General features: G+C 66.8%; 12 protein-coding genes. 6 read left to right on the top strand and 6 right to left on the bottom strand.

Going from position 1 to position 15,331, the window contains the following annotated elements:
* Positions 1-29 precede the first annotated feature (29 nt).
* The 4 genes from EV580_RS13950 (at position 30) to EV580_RS13935 (ending at position 7,113) form a co-directional block, all read left to right on the top strand.
* Positions 30-1,274 (top strand): bifunctional glycosyltransferase family 2/GtrA family protein, encoded by a 1,245-nt coding sequence (locus tag EV580_RS13950; protein ID WP_133691761.1) that lies wholly within the window; start codon positions 30-32, stop codon positions 1,272-1,274.
* Complete coding sequence (locus EV580_RS13945) at positions 1,271-3,169, top strand: ArnT family glycosyltransferase (protein ID WP_133691760.1); 1,899 nt, start codon at positions 1,271-1,273, stop codon at positions 3,167-3,169. The genes EV580_RS13950 and EV580_RS13945 overlap by 4 nt, the downstream gene beginning before the upstream one ends.
* A 390-nt stretch (positions 3,170-3,559) precedes the next feature.
* Positions 3,560-5,206 (top strand): alkaline phosphatase family protein, encoded by a 1,647-nt coding sequence (locus EV580_RS13940; RefSeq protein ID WP_166654698.1) that lies wholly within the window; start codon positions 3,560-3,562, stop codon positions 5,204-5,206.
* A gap of 29 nt (positions 5,207-5,235) precedes the next feature.
* Entirely contained in the window at positions 5,236-7,113 is a 1,878-nt protein-coding gene (locus EV580_RS13935) for an alkyl/aryl-sulfatase (RefSeq protein ID WP_133691758.1), read from the top strand.
* Positions 7,114-7,119: 6 nt separating this feature from the next.
* Here EV580_RS13935 and EV580_RS13930 read toward each other — a convergent pair whose 3' ends face one another.
* Genes EV580_RS13930 through EV580_RS13910 form a run of 5 tightly spaced genes read right to left on the bottom strand, consistent with a single transcriptional unit; the run spans position 7,120 to position 11,832 of the window.
* Positions 7,120-8,094: an NADPH:quinone oxidoreductase family protein gene (locus tag EV580_RS13930; protein WP_133691757.1), complete on the bottom strand. Its 975-nt coding sequence runs from the start codon at positions 8,092-8,094 to the stop codon at positions 7,120-7,122.
* Complete coding sequence (locus EV580_RS13925; RefSeq protein WP_133691756.1) at positions 8,094-8,717, bottom strand: TetR/AcrR family transcriptional regulator; 624 nt, start codon at positions 8,715-8,717, stop codon at positions 8,094-8,096. Before EV580_RS13925 ends, EV580_RS13930 begins: the two co-directional genes overlap by 1 nt.
* Positions 8,714-10,021, bottom strand: coding sequence for an acyl-CoA dehydrogenase family protein (locus EV580_RS13920; protein WP_133691755.1), 1,308 nt, complete (start codon positions 10,019-10,021; stop codon positions 8,714-8,716). Before EV580_RS13920 ends, EV580_RS13925 begins: the two co-directional genes overlap by 4 nt.
* An 11-nt stretch (positions 10,022-10,032) precedes the next feature.
* Positions 10,033-10,791, bottom strand: a complete 759-nt coding sequence (locus EV580_RS13915) for an SDR family NAD(P)-dependent oxidoreductase (protein ID WP_133691754.1) — start codon at positions 10,789-10,791, stop codon at positions 10,033-10,035.
* The gene (locus EV580_RS13910) at positions 10,792-11,832 is read right to left on the bottom strand and encodes a phosphotransferase family protein (protein ID WP_133691753.1); all 1,041 of its coding nucleotides are present in this window, start codon (positions 11,830-11,832) and stop codon (positions 10,792-10,794) included.
* Positions 11,833-11,916: 84 nt separating this feature from the next.
* On the opposite strand from EV580_RS13910, the gene EV580_RS13905 reads away from it, so the two are divergent.
* The gene (locus EV580_RS13905; RefSeq protein WP_133691752.1) at positions 11,917-13,077 is read left to right on the top strand and encodes a CaiB/BaiF CoA transferase family protein; all 1,161 of its coding nucleotides are present in this window, start codon (positions 11,917-11,919) and stop codon (positions 13,075-13,077) included.
* A 14-nt stretch (positions 13,078-13,091) separates the two neighbouring features.
* Positions 13,092-14,252, top strand: coding sequence for an acyl-CoA dehydrogenase family protein (locus EV580_RS13900; RefSeq protein WP_133691751.1), 1,161 nt, complete (start codon positions 13,092-13,094; stop codon positions 14,250-14,252).
* Here EV580_RS13900 and EV580_RS13895 read toward each other — a convergent pair.
* Complete coding sequence (locus EV580_RS13895) at positions 14,228-15,301, bottom strand: zinc-binding metallopeptidase family protein (protein WP_133691750.1); 1,074 nt, start codon at positions 15,299-15,301, stop codon at positions 14,228-14,230. The genes EV580_RS13900 and EV580_RS13895 overlap by 25 nt on opposite strands.
* Between the last annotated feature and the right edge of the window lie 30 nt (positions 15,302-15,331).

Below are 15,331 nucleotides of genomic sequence, written 5' to 3'. Positions count from 1 at the left end.
CCCTCACCGGCACAGGTGACGATCGATTTATGACCATCACCGACGTCCGCGTGGCACGCCGACGTAACGCAGCTCTGATCGCCTCCGACCGCGGCGTGCCCGTGCTCGACGTCGTCGTACCGGTATACAACGAGCAGGCCGCGCTGGCCGACTCGATTCACCGGCTGTACCGCCACCTGCGGGAGGACTTCCCGTTCTCGTTCCGCATCACGATCGCCGACAACGCCAGCGTCGACGCCACTCCGGAGGTTGCCGCCGAGCTGGCCGCCGAACTGCCCGAGGTGCGCAGCGTGCGGCTGGAGCAGAAGGGTCGTGGCCGCGCACTGCACGCGGTGTGGTCGACCTCCGACGCGCCCGTGCTGGCCTACATGGACGTCGATCTGTCGACCGACCTGGCCGCGCTCGCTCCGCTGGTGGCCCCGCTGGTGTCCGGGCATTCCGATCTGGCCATCGGCACCCGGCTGGGCCGAGGCTCCCGCGTGGTGCGCGGAGCCAAGCGGGAGATCATCTCGCGCTGCTACAACCTGATCCTGCGCTCGACGCTGGCCGCGAAGTTCAGCGACGCGCAGTGCGGGTTCAAGGCGATCCGCGCCGACGTCGCCGCCGAGCTGCTGCCTTACGTCGAGGACACCGGCTGGTTCTTCGACACCGAACTGCTGGTGCTGGCCGAACGCAGCGGCCTGCGCATCCACGAGGTCCCCGTCGACTGGATCGACGATCCGGACAGCCGGGTCGACATCGTGTCCACCGCCGTCGCCGATCTGAAGGGAATCGCGCGCTTGCTCAAGGGTTTCGGGTCCGGACAGATTCCGGTGCAGGCAATCGGCGCCCAGTTCGGCAACCAGGCCGGCGCGCCGAAGTCTCTGCTGAACCAGGGTGTGCGGTTCGCCGCCATCGGCATCGCGTGCACGTTGGCCTACCTGTTGCTGTTCCTGCTGCTGCGCCCGATCGGCGCACAGGGCGCCAACCTGGTGGCCCTGCTGGTGACCGCGATCGCGAACACCGCGGCCAACCGGAGGTACACCTTCGGGGTGCGTGGCCGCACCGGCGTCGCGCGCCAGCAGTTCGAAGGGTTCTTCGTCTTCGGTATCGGACTGGCGTTGACCAGCGGCGCGCTGGCACTGCTGCACACCCTCGGGGAGCCGCCCCGAGTCATCGAATTGCTGGTGTTGATCGCGGCCAACCTGATGGCCACCGTGGTCCGCTTCGTGCTGCTGCGTGGCTGGGTGTTCCACCCCCGTCGCACCGGCCAGACTGTGGGAGACGCAGAATGACCACCTTGCAGGAAAGGCCGACATTGGTTACTCCGGCGGAGCCGGCGCCCGTAGTGCGGCCGCGGTGGGCGCGTCCCGCGCTGTTCGCGCTACTGGCGGTGACCGCCGCGCTCTACCTGTGGGGTCTCGATGCCGCTGGCTGGGCCAACGAGTACTACGCGGCGGCCGTGCAGGCCGGCACGCAGAGCTGGAAAGCCTTGCTGTTCGGGTCAATCGACGCCGGCAACGCGATCACCGTGGACAAGCCGCCCGCCGCCCTGTGGGTGATGGCGCTGTCCGGGCGGATCTTCGGCTTCGGCACGTTGTCGATGCTGGTGCCCCAAGCCCTGATGGGGGTCGGCTCCGTCGCACTGATCTACGGCGCGGTCCGCCGGGTCAGCGGGTACGGAGCCGGCCTGCTGGCCGGTGCGGTGCTGGCGCTGACGCCGGTGGCCGCGTTGATGTTCCGCTTCAACAACCCCGACGCACTGCTGGTGCTGCTGATGGTGATCGCCGGCTATTGCCTGATCCGCGCGCTGGACGGCAGATCCACCCGCTGGATCGCCCTGGCCGGTGTCGCCATCGGGTTCGCGTTCCTGGCCAAACTCCTGCAGGCCCTGCTGGTTACGCCGGCGCTGGCTCTGGTCGTGCTGGTCGCGGTGCCGGGCAGTGTGTGGCTGCGGCTGCGCGATCTGGCGGTCGGTCTGGTGGCGATCGTGGTGTCGGCCGGCTGGTATCTGGCCCTGGTCAGCGTGTGGCCCAGCGATTCTCGGCCCTATATCGGCGGCTCGACCAACAACAGCCTGCTGCAGCTCGCCCTGGGCTACAACGGCTTGGGTCGAGTGTTCGGGGGTGACGGGAATCCCGGCGGCAGCTCGGATTCCGGAGGCGGACCCGGTGGCATGGGTGGCTCACCGATGTTCGGCGGATCCACTGGGATCACCCGGATGTTCGGCGAGTCGATGGGCACCGAGATCTCCTGGCTGCTGCCCGCCGCGCTGATCGGTTTGATCGCCGGGCTGTGGTTCACCCGACGTGCACCGCGCACCGACCGGACTCGCGCCTCGCTGCTGCTGTGGGGCGGCTGGCTGGTGGTCACTGTCGTGGTGTTCAGCTTCATGAAGGGGATCATGCACCCCTACTACACGATTGCCCTGGCGCCGGCGATCGGCGCGGTACTCGGCATCAGTGTGCGAGAACTGTGGCGTGGCAAGCAGTTTGTGACGTCTCGGGTGGTGCTGGGCGTCATGCTCGTGGTGACCGGGGTGTGGAACTTCATCCTCCTCGACCGCACCCCCGACTGGCTGCCGTGGTTGCGCTGGGTGGTGTTGATCGGGTCGATCCTGGTGACCGCGGTGCTGCTGGCGGGGGCACATCGTCTCGGCCGGTGGACGGTCGCGCTCGCCGCGGCGGGCTTGCTGTTCGGTCTGGGCGCCACCGCGGCCTACACCGTGGAGACGATCGCCGGTAACCACGGCGGCGGTATCCCGACGTCCGGTCCGGCCCGCGCGGGCGGGGGCTTCGGATTCGGTGGTCCCGGCGGCCCGGGCGGGCAGCAGGCATCCGACAACACCGAGTTGAAAGGCATGCTCACAAAGGCTGATAATCGTTGGGCCGCAGCAACTGTCGGGTCACACGTCGCGGGCAGCCTGGAGCTGCGCACCGGCACGTCGATCATGTCGATCGGTGGATTCAGCGGCGGCGACAACTCGCCGACACTGGATCAGTTCCAGGCTTATGTCGCCAGTGGACAGGTCCGCTACTTCATCGCGGGCAGCGGTCCCGGCGGCGGACACGGTGGCGGACCGGGCGGTGACTCCGGCTCCGGCAGCCAGATCACGCAGTGGGTGCAGCAGCACTTCAGCGCCCAGGACATCGGCGGCACCGAGGTCTACGACCTGAGCGCGCCGAACTGAGCCGTCAATAACGGTCCGCGCAGGGCCCGTACTTCGTACCATCTGATGGATCGGGTGGCGGGAGTACGGGTCATGGGCAATGCAGCACACATCGGCAGGGTCGGGGCACTCGCGGTAGCCCTCGGAATCGGTTCCTGGTTGGCGAGCACGCCGTGCGTCGCGGATGCCCAGCCGTCGAACTCGTCGGCCGCTTCGGAGAGCACGGCGACTAAGCCAAAACCGGTGGCAGTGGGCAAGTCGCACCGAGCGACACCCAGTTTGGCGGCAGGGCCGTCGGCCGCGAAATTAGGCAAGCCTCAGCAACTTTCGGCTTCACAGCGACTTCCCAGCGTTCACCTGCGTGCGCTCCTCGGCGATGGCACGCCGCCTACGCCGGCGACCATCTCGTCGATGCTGGCCTATGCGGGCAACGAGTTGCGCCGCATCACGGGTATCGCGAAGGCGGGCGCGGTCACGACCGCCGCGCTCCCCGTCACAGGTCCCAACCTGCTGACGAATGCGGGCGCTGAACTCGGCGATACCGCCGGCTACGGAAACAGCGCGGTCAGCGTGCCCGGGTGGACGGCGACCGGTACCCCGACGGTGGTCAAGTATGGTGAGCTCCGCAACGCGTGGCCGGTGGGTTTGAGCTTCGCATGGCCGAATCTTCCTGCGATCGTGTCGTTCCCAGGTGTCAACGCTGCGCCGCCCGGTGGTGGTAACCAATTCTTCAGTGGCGGCGACGTAGCCACGTCCGCGCTCACCCAGACGGTGGACCTCAGCGCTTCCAGTGCTGACATCGACAGCGGCACAGTGCCATTCAATCTCAACGGATACCTTGGCGGCTACCTGCTCGACCCGTCCTTCGCTACGGTGAAAGTGACCTTCCTCGACCAGAACCAGCTTTACCTCGGTAGTTCGACCATCGGTCCGGTGTCGAACCTGGATCGGTTGGGACAGACCGGATTCCGCCAGCGCACCACGACCGGCACGGTCCCGGTGGGCACGCGTAGCGCAGTCGTCACGCTCACCATGCACGACCTGAATCCGGTCGTGATCGGTTTCACCGCCAGATTCAACAACGCCTACGCCGATAACCTGTCCTTCAGCATCGGGACCGCTCAGGCCGCCCCGCCAGACCCGTCACCGCCGGTGTCGGATGTTCAGCCGCTCGATCACGTGTTCCTGGTCTACATGGAGAACAAGGGCTACAGCGATATCGTCGGAAGCCCCAACGCGCCGTTCCTGAACAGCTTGATCAACGGCTACGGGCTCGCCAACAACTACTACGCCGTGACCCATCCCAGCCTGCCGAACTATTACGCGATCGCCGGCGGCCAGGTCTACGGCAAGACCTACAACTGCGATTCGGTGTGCATCAACGACCCGAACAACCTGGCCTTCACCATGGACAACGCCGGGGTGACGTGGGCGGCCTACGCGCAGGGCATGACGCCAGGCCAGCCGCTGCAGTCGACGGCGAACTATTCGACGGACCAAACCCCGTGGCCGGCGTTCGCCGGAATCGGCGACAACCAGGCCTACGCCGCCGCGCACGTGTTCCCGTTGACGCAGATGGCCACCGATCTCCAATCGGACGCCACCACACCGAATTTCGTGTGGTTCGCCGCTGACGAGGACTCCAACGGTGAAGGCCCCGTCGACACCCTGGCGGGCGTGGCGCACTTCGCGTTCTCGCAGATCGATCCGCGCCACCAGTACAACGTCCCAGCGCTCGACCAGTTCCTCGCGGAAAACGTGCCGACGATCATGAATTCTGACGTCTGGAAGACCACGAAGTCGGTGCTGATCATCACGTTCGACGAGGACAACAACAACATCACGCTTGGCTTCGGTAACGAGGGCAACCACGTCGTCACCGTCGTGATCCCATCGCCGCTGGCGGTCAGCGCTGGTGGCATGAAGGGCGGTGCGTTCGTCGTCACCGATCACTACGACCACTACAGCACGCTGCGCACGATCGAGGATGCGCTCGGTGTGCCGACGATGACCAACAACGACAAGTACGCCGAACCGCTCAACGGATTCTGGACCTGACCCCCGCGCTCTAGGCAAGGATGGCAGGTATGAAACCGAAGCCGCCGTCCGCCGTCATCGAAGCCGCTCACGCCGAGCACCTGACGTCCCTGCCGTTCGAGGACACCGCTGATTTCGCCGATGCCGACCGCGGCTTCATCGGTGCGCTGACCCCGTGTGTGGTCAAAGCCGCCGACGGTCGGGTGGTGTGGGACAACGACGCCTACGGATTCCTCGCCGGTGACGCTCCGACGTCGGTGCATCCGAGTCTGTGGCGACAGAGCACACTGGCTGCCAAACAGGGTCTCTACGAGGTTGTCGAAGGCATCTACCAGGTGCGCGGGCTGGACCTGTCCAACATCAGCTTCATCGAGGGCGACACCGGCATCATCGTCATCGATCCGCTGGTGTCCACCGAAACCGCCGCCGCCGCGCTGGCGCTCTACCGCGCGCACCGCGGTGATCGGCCCGTGGTCGCTGTCATCTACACCCACTCCCACGTCGACCACTTCGGCGGTGTCCTCGGGGTGACCACCCAGGCCGACGTGGACGCGGGCAAGGTCGCGATTCTGGCGCCGGAGGGGTTCACCGAGCACGCGGTCCAGGAGAACGTCTACGCCGGTACCGCGATGGCCCGCCGGGCCGGCTACATGTACGGGGCGGTCCTCGAGCGGGGGCCGCAGGGCCAGGTCGGCTGCGGGTTGGGGCAGACGCCGTCGACCGGCGAGGTCGCGATCATCGTGCCGACGATCGATATCACCACCACCGGTGAGAAGCACACCATCGACGGTATCGAGATCGAGTTCCAGATGGCCCCGGGCACCGAGGCGCCCGCCGAAATGCATTTCTACTTCCCGAAGTTCCGGGCCCTGTGCATGGCCGAGAACGCGACGCACAACCTGCACAATCTGCTGACGCTGCGCGGTGCCCTGGTCCGCGACCCGCACGGGTGGGCAGGCTATCTCACCGAGGCCATCGACACGTTCGCCGACCGCGCCGACGTGGTGTTCGCCTCGCATCACTGGCCGACCTGGGGACAGGACAACATCGTCCAATTCCTTTCCCTGCAACGTGATCTGTACGCCTATCTGCACGACCAGACGCTGCGCCAGCTCAACCAGGGTTTCACCGGCATCGAGATCGCCGAGGGCTTCCAAATGCCGCCCGCGTTGCACAAGGCGTGGCACGCCCACGGCTATTATGGATCGGTCAGCCACAACGTCAAAGCCGTGTACCAGCGCTACATGGGCTGGTTCGACGGCAACCCCGCCCGGTTGTGGGCGCATCCACCAGAGGCGATCGGGCCCCGCTACGTCGAGGCCATGGGCGGTATCGACCGGGTGGTCGAACTGGCCCGGACTGCCACCGAGTCAGGTGACTACCGTTGGGCGGTAACTCTTCTCGATCACGCGATCTTCACCGACGAGAATCATGCCGGTGCCAGGGAGCTCTACGCGGACACCCTCGAGCAGATGGCGTACGGCGCCGAGTGCGCGACGTGGCGCAATTTCTTCCTGTCCGGGTCCACCGAGCTGCGGGACGGGAACTTCGGCACACCGACGCAGGTGTCGCCGACCACGCTGCTGGCTCAGCTCACGCCGGAGCAGATGTTCGACGTGCTGGCGATCAGCGTAAACGGGCCGCGCGCATGGGATCTCGATATCGCACTCGACGTGACGTTCGCCGATCTCGGCACAAATTACCGGCTCACACTGCGCAACGGGGTGCTGGTCTACCGGCAGTGCCCGGCCGATGAGTCAACCGCGACCGCCACCATCGGGCTGGTCACCAAGTTGCGGCTATTAGCCGCCGCGGCAGGCGATTTCACCTCACCCGGCCTGGAGACCAGCGGTGATCCGCAAGCGTTGCAGTCGCTGCTCGGCGCGCTGGATCAGCCCGATCCGAGCTTCAACATCATCACGCCCTAGGCCTGCCTAGGCGACGTCGATGACGACCTTGCCGATTGCCTTGCGGTCGGCGACGTAGCGCAGCGCGGTCGCCGCCTGCTCCAGCGGGAACCGGGCGCCCAGGTAGGGGCGCAGCTTGCCGTCGGCGAACAGCTGCGCCAGCTCGGCGTCGTCGCGGGCGATCTCGTTCGGGTAGTCGGTCATAAAGGTCCGGATTTCCATGCCCTGCACGGTGATTCCCTTGAGTAGCACCAGGTTCAGCGGGATCTTGGGGATCTCGCCTGCCGCGTAGCCGAGCGTGACGAACTTTCCGCCGCGCCCCAGGCCGCGTAGCGCCGGTTCGGAGTATCGGCCACCGACGGGGTCGAGCACCACCTGGGCGCCGCGCTCTCCGGTGATCTCCTTGAGCCGGGCCTTGAGGTCCTCGGCCTCGTAGTCGATGACGGCTTCTGCCCCGCGCTGGCGGCACACCTCGAGCTTCTCGGGACCTGACGCCGCGGCAATCACCCTGGCGCCCATCAGAACTGCGATGTCCACCGCGGCCAGGCCCACTCCGCCGCCCGCGCCGAGTATGACGACCCAGTCGCCGGGCTGCACCGGTGCGACGGTGCGCAGCGTGTAGTAGGCGGTCCGGTTGGTGACGCCGAACGCGGCGGCATCGGCATAGTCGACGCCGTCGGGGATGCGCGTGAGGCCGCGGGCGTCGACCAGCGCCTGCTCGGCGAAGGAGCCGACGAACGTGGTGGCCGACACCCGGTCGCCGGGCTGGTAGTCGACGCCCTCACCGACGGCCAGTACCTCACCGGCCATCTCGCTGCCGGGGCTGAACGGCGGTGGCACCTTGATCTGGTATTTCCCGGCGATCATCAGCACGTCGGGGTAGTTGACGGCGGCCGCGCGGACCCGGACCACCGCCTGCCCGGGACCCGGTGTGGGGTCGGGCAGTTCGTCGACGACGAGGTCTTCGGGGGTGCCGTACTCGCGGCAGACGACGGCGCGCATCAGCGTTCTCCTTCTCCGACGCCGAGCCCGCGCAGGCAGAACCCGACGAGGTGGCTGATGTCCTTGCGACCCGGTTGGTCGGTGGAATCAACGTAGCGGCGCATCGTGCCGACGGTACACACGAACACCGCATCGGCATCACGCTGGGGATCGGCACTGCCCAGATCCCGGATCGGACCGACCAGCAGGTCGCGCATCGCGGCCATGGTCTCTTCCTCACCCATCCGCCGCTTATCCGAGGCCGACATCTGCCCGACCAGCGCCCGGCTCATGCCGATCAGTTCCGGATCGGCGACCTGCGCCAGCGATCCGCTGATCCACCGGGTGATCTTGCCGACGGGCGTGCTTTCCTTGGCCATCTGGTGCTCGAGATACGAGACCACAAGGCCCACACCGCGTTCCATGACGGCCAGCATCAGGTCGTCCTTGCCGGCGAAATACCGGTAGAACGCCTTGTTCGACACGCCGGCCGCGGCGACGATGTCACTGACCCGCGGCGCGTCGGGGGAGACCCGCTGCATCACCGTGATCGCGGCGGACAGGATGCGTTCCACCTCTTCGGTGGCTTCCCGCTGCCGGTCGTCCAGCGCCCGCACCACGGCGGCCGCGGCCCGGTCGGTCATGGCGAAACGGGAAGCGCGGGAATGCGATCGATCAGGTGCCCGTACTTCGCGCGGGCCCGCTCGATGCGATTGGGAAGGAACTCGCTGGGCCACACCGGGTCCTCGGCTTCGTACCCTTTGAGGATCTGGCGGGCCAGGTTCACCTTGTGCGCTTCGGTGGGCCCGTCCGCCAGTCCTAGCGTGATCCCACCCATCAGCACACTGGTCAGTGGCATCTGGTCGGTCAGGCCCAGCCCGCCGTGTACCTGGATCGCACGCAGGCCGATCGACTTCAGCACGTTCGCGGTCGCGATCTTGCACGCCGCGATCGCCTCGCGGGCCGCGCGCTCACCACCGGTGTCGACCAGCCACGCGGCGTGCAGCACCATCAGCCGGAACTGGGTCAGCTCCACGAAAGAGTCGGCGACCATCTCCTGGATGAGTTGCTTGTCGGCCAGCAGACTGCCTTGAGTGAAGCGGCTTTTCGCGCGCCGGGCCATCGCGTCGATGGCGCGCTGGGCCACCCCGATGGAGCGCATCGCGTGGTGCAGGCGGCCACCGGCGAGGCGGGACTGCGCGACGTGGAAGCCGCCGCCTTCCTCACCCAGCATCGCCGAGGCCGGCACCCGGACGTTGTCGTAGTGCACCAGTGAATGGCCGGGGTCATGCGAATAGGAGCCGACCAAGTGATGCGTCGCCTCGATGTTCACCCCGGGAGTGTCGGCAGGGATCAGGAAGGTCGAGGCGCCCTTGTGTACGGGCACATCGGGATCGGTGATCGCCACGACGATGAAGAACGAGGCCACCGAGGCATTGGACGACCAGTACTTGCGGCCGTTGATCACCCACTCGTCGCCGTCGCGCACCGCGCGGGTGGTGAACACTCGGGGATCCGAGCCGCCTTGGGGTTCGGTCATCGAGAACGTGGAGAAGATTTCCCCGGACAGCAGCCCGGTCAGGTAGCGATCCTTCTGTTCCTGCGTGCCGAACCGGGCCAGGATCTCGGCGTTGCCGGTATCCGGCGCCTGGGTGCCAAAGATGATCGACGACCATGTTGCGCGACCGAGGATTTCGTTGATCAGCGTGAGCTTGACCGCGCCGAAGCCCTGCCCGCCGAGCTCGGGCCCGAGGTGCGGGGCCCACAGGCCCTGGTCGCGGACCTTCTGCTTGAGCGGGTCGATGATCCGGCGGCGTTCCTCGTTCAGCGGGAGGAACTCGCAGCTCGGAAAGATCACTTCGAGCGGTTCGACCTCGTCGCGGACGAAGTTCCGGATCCACTCGAGCTTCTCCTCGAACTCCGGCTCGGTGGAAAAGTCCCATGCCATGTGTTGACTCCTTAGGGGATTCCGCCGTCGGCCCGAAGGATCGAGCCGGTGGTGAAGCTGGATGCGTCCGACATCAAGAACAGTGCGGCGCCGATGATTTCGTGGGGTTCGCCGGCGCGCTGCAACGCGTGTCGGCCGAACGGATTCTCCGATCCGAAGTCCCACGCCTTGCTGATGTCGGTGAGGAACGGCCCGGGCATCAGCGTGTTGACCCGCACGGTCGGCCCGAACGCCGCGGCCAGGCCTTCGGTCATCGCGTTCAAGCCGGCCTTGGATGCCGCGTACGGGATGAACGACGGATGCGGCCGCAGCGATCCGTGGGTGCTGACGTTGATGATCACCCCGCCGCCGCCGTCGACCATCCGCTCGCCGACAAGTGCCGAAAGCCGAAATGGCCCTTTGAGATTGAGATTCATCACCGCGTCGAACAGCTTCTCGCTGACATTGGACAGCTTGTCATAGGTCGGCGACATGCCCGCGTTGTTCACCAGCACGTCGAGCTTGCCGAACCGGTCATAGACCGCAGCCACCAGTCCGTCCAACTCGTCCCAGTGCCCGACGTGAACGCCGTACGGCATTGCGGTTCGGCCGGTTTCGTCCTCGATCTCCTTGGCCGTCGCCTCACATGCGTCGAACTTGCGACTGGCGATGATCACGTCGGCGCCGCAGCGCGCGGCCGCCATCGCCATCTCGCGTCCAAGACCCCGGCTACCTCCGGTGACCAGCACCACCTTGCCGGTCAGGTCGAAAAGGTCGTCTGCGTAACCCATTTAGGCCTCCCCGGCCTGGGCCAGGTCGGCGGCGGTGGCGATCAGGCCGGGCACCATCGCGCCGAAAGCCTCGACCACTTTCGGGTCGGCCTTGCCACCGTTGACCGCGCTGGCGTAGGTCTTCTCCAGCACGATGCCCAGCTTCCAGTTGGCCAGCACCAGGTAGTAGTGGATGTTCTCGGTCGACAGTCCGCTGACCTTCTCGTAGTGCGCCAGCAACTCGCTGCGCGAAGGCATACCCTCCATCGGCAGGTAGAAGCCGTCGTCCTTGGGGTTCTCGCCGTCGTAGCCGAGCAGCGCCCACGCGACGTCGAGTAGCGGGTCGCCGATCGTCGTCATCTCCCAGTCCACGATCGCGGCCAGCCGGCCCGGCGCCCCGTGGGCGAACATGACATTGGCGAACTGGTAGTCGCCGTGCATGATCCCGGGGGTGTAGTGCGCGGGCCGGTTGTCGCGCAACCACTGCGACGCGACGTCCAGGCCGGGCAGTTCGCGCACCTGGAATGCGGCGAGGAACGCCAGCCACCGGTCGACCTGGCGGTCATGGAAGCCGTCCGGTTTTCCGAAGCCCTCCAGGCCCTGGGCCTTCCAATCCACCCGGCCGAGCTTGGCCGCGCCTTCGATCAACTGGAAGGCGAGATCGCGGCGGGCGTCGAGGTCGGTGTCGAACGGGGTCTCCCAGCCACCCTCCATCGGGCTCCAGCCGTCCACCTCTTTCATCAGGTAGAACGGCTTGCCCAGCACCTCGCCGCTCTCGTCGGCGGCGATCAGCTCGGCGTGCGGCACGTCGGTGCCCTTGAGCGCGCGTTCCAGGCGGATCTCGCGGAGTAGTTCGTTCAGGCGGCGCTCGTCGGCGCGGGGGCCGGGCATTCGCAGGACCATGCCCTGACCACCGCGGTTGACCCGGTAGAGCATGTTCTGCGATCCGCCCTTGAGGACCTCGACGGCGGGTTCCTCACCGGCGCCGGGGGCGTCCTGGGTATCGAGCCACCGGCCGAGGGTCGCGGTGTCCAGGTCTGTGGGATTTTCCGTTCTCTTCATGGAACTCCTTAATCTCCTAGAGGAGAATAGCATTCTCCGCGCGCGGAACCACTAGCCTTTGGGCGCAGAGCGAAAGGGGCACCGATGGCGGGACCGCTGGAGGGCATCAAGGTTGTCGAGCTCGGCGTCTGGGTCGCCGGGCCGGCTGCCGGGGGAATCCTGGCGGATTGGGGCGCCGACGTCGTCAAAATCGAACCGCCGACTGGCGACCCCGCCCGGATGTTCGGCCGGATGCTCGGCCTCGACGACGGCGGCAACCCGCCGTTCGAGATGGACAACCGCTCCAAGCGCAGCATCGTGCTCGACCTGACCACCGATGGCGGTCTGGCGACGGCCCGCCAATTGCTGGCAAGCGCAGATGTTTTCATCACGAACGTGCGGCCCGACGCACTCGCCCGACTCGACCTCGACTATCCGAAGGTGGCCGCGCTCAACCCGGGGCTGGTGTACGGCTTGATCACCGGATACGGCGAGAAGGGGCCTGAAGCCAACCGCCCGGCCTACGACGTCGCGGCGTTCTGGGCCCGCTCCGGGGTGGCCGATCTGCTCACCCGGCCCGGTGACAGCCCGCCGTTCCAGCGCGGCGGGATGGGCGACCACATGACGGGGATGACGCTGGCCGGCGCCGTCAACGCCGCGCTGGTCGCCCGCGCCCGCACCGGTGAGGGGCAGCTGGTCACCACCTCGCTGTATCGCCAGGGCACCTATACCGTGAGCTTCGACCTCAACACGTTCTTGCTGAGCGGGCGGCCCATCGCGATCGGGCAGCGCGAGACGATGTTCAACCCCTGCATGAACAACTACCTGGCGGCCGACGGCAAGCGGTTCTGGATCGTCGGGCTGGAAGCCGATCGGCACTGGCCGTCGCTGTGCCGGGCGGTGGGTCATCCGGAATGGTTGAGCGACAACAGGTTCACCACCGCGCGCGACCGGGCGATCAACTCCCGTGAGCTCATCGCGACGCTCGACGAGATCTTCGCGACCAAGACTTTCGACGAGTGGGCGGCGGCCTTCGACACCGAGCCCGAGCTGTTCTGGTCGCCGGTGAATTCGATGGAAGACGTCCTCGGCGACGAGCAGTTCCACGCCGCGGGCGGGCTGGTCGACGTTCCCGACGACGGCGGCTCGCTGCCGATGGTCGCCACACCCGCGGATTTCCACGGCACCCCGTGGGCGCCCCGCTCGGTGGCGCCGAAGCTCGGTGAGCACACCGAGGAGATCCTGGCGGAGTTACAACAAGGCTGAGTAATGTAACGGCCATGGATTTCTCCCGGGTCGAGCTGTCGGCTGAGGACGAGGCGTTCCAGCGTCAGCTTCAGGCGGATCTGAGTCGCCTGGTGACTGAGGACGTCCACGCCCACGACCGGGAGACCGGCGAGAACTTCCACGAAGGTCTGCACCTCGCACTGGCCGAGCTGGGCTACCTGGCGCGGGATTTCAACACCGAGGCCGAGGGCGGTTTCAGCGCGGTGCAGCGCAGGATCTTCGAACTCGAGATCGGGCGTGCGCACGCCCCGTGGTTCCACTGGCCGACGACCATGATGGTGGCGCGCACACTGCTCAAGTTCGCCGACCCGGGTCTGCTGGCCGAGATCATGCCGTCGGTGCTCGCCGGTCGCACTCGACTGTGCCTTGGCTACACCGAGCCCGAGGGCGGATCGGACGTCGCGACCGTCAAGACCAAGTCCGTGCGGGACGGCGACGGCTGGATCATCAACGGGGCCAAGATGTTCACGTCGAACGCCCACAACGCCCAGTACGTGTTCCTGATCACTAACAGTGACCCCGATGGGCCCAAGCACAAGAACCTGACGATGTTCCTGGTGCCGATGGACGCCGCCGGCGTCGAAGTGCAGGGCATCCGCACTGTCGACGGGGACCGCACCAATATCACGTACTACAGCGATGTCCGCGTCGACGACAAGTACCGCATCGGTGAGGTCAACGGCGGCTGGACGGTCCTGCGCGATGCTCTCAACTCCGAACACGGCACCGTCGAGCGCAATACCGAGGGGCTGGACAAGCTCGCAACGATGACCGAGCACATCCTGCTGACGGCCGAGGCCGTCGACCGGGTGGCCGCGGTCGCGCCCGTCGACGACGATTCGGTGGCCTACCGACTCGGACGGGCAGCCGCTCGCCTGGAGGCCGCGTTGAGCGCACCGGCGATGTCGGGCCGGGTGCTGATCGCCCAGACCATGCGCGACATCTCACCCGATCTGATGGACATCCTCGGTACCGCGGCCACCCTGCCGGTCACCACCAAGGGTGCGGCCGACGACGGGGGAGCGGAGTACATCTTCCGATTGGCTTCTCCTGTCGGTATTTACGGCGGAACGCTGGAGATTTTCCGCAACATGATCGCCCAGCAGATCCTCGGCCTCGGCCGTCCGGCCTACGCGCCGCCGGCCAAACGCTGAGCGGACTCCCGGACCACCGTGTGGACGAAGCCGAGTTTGTCGGCCACCGGCGCACTGATGTCGAACGGGTACAGCGGGCCCCTACCCATCGCGGTGTTGACCCGATTGAAGAACAGCGAAATCCACTTCCAGTCGTCGAGCAACTGGTCGATCGGCACGCCGGCATAGGACTCCAGCGGGATCACGTCGCGGGGCGCGGCGAAGCGCACCCGGTCGGCGAGCAGCACCATGCCCGCCTCCCTGCCGGTGTCGATGGTGTCGGTGATGTGCAGATAGTGGGCGAAGCACTCGGCGAAGTCCTCCCACGGATGCATGGTGGCGTATTCGGAAATGAACGACGACTGCCAATCCGCCGGTGCGCCATGCTCGTAATGGCGGGTCAGGGCGTCGGTGTAACTCGCCCGCTCGTCGCCGAACAGCTCCCGGCAGTGCGCAAGGTAACGCTCTGCGCCCGAATCGGTTTCGACGAGAACGTTCTGGTAGTAGTGCCCGGCCTCGTGGCGGAAGTGGCCCAGCATCGTGCGGTACGGCTCGCCGAGCCGTACCCGCAGCGATTCTCGGTATGCGTCAAGGGATTCCACCAGATCGATGGTGATCACCCCGTTGGCGTGACCGATCGTGATCCGCTCGCCGCTGAAACTGGACAGCAGGTCGAAGGCCAGGCCGCCGTCGCGGCGCCAATACGGGTCGACCGGCAGGCCGAGGTCGTGAAGCTGGTAGACGAGACGACGCAACGCGAGCGTGGCCGACGGCAGCTTCTCCCTGGCGATGGTGTCGTCGGCGTCAGGCTCGCGCCGGATCAGCGAATGCGCCAGGCAACGCCCCCGCGCGTCGGCGTCGGTGGACTCCGCGGCCAGCCAGTTGCACGCCAGCGTCTCGGTCTGGGTGCAGCGGGTCCACTCGGCGCCGTCGATCTCAGCCGTGCCGTCACCCAGCGCCACCATCGACTTGCTCGGTAGGTGCAGGCCCACCGGACTGTCGCACGACGGGCACCGGCTGCGCTCGAAGGGAACGAAGTTGTGGCACACCGGACAGACGAAGGCCCGCATGGGCTTTATCGTTGCACGGGCGTCAGTAGG

Origin of the sequence: Mycobacterium sp. BK086 (genome assembly GCA_004362315.1) — a bacterium.
In the GTDB taxonomy this organism is placed as follows: domain Bacteria; phylum Actinomycetota; class Actinomycetes; order Mycobacteriales; family Mycobacteriaceae; genus Mycobacterium.
The sequence above is the reverse complement of the archived record's forward strand: the minus strand, read 5'-3'. Positions and strand labels throughout refer to the sequence as shown.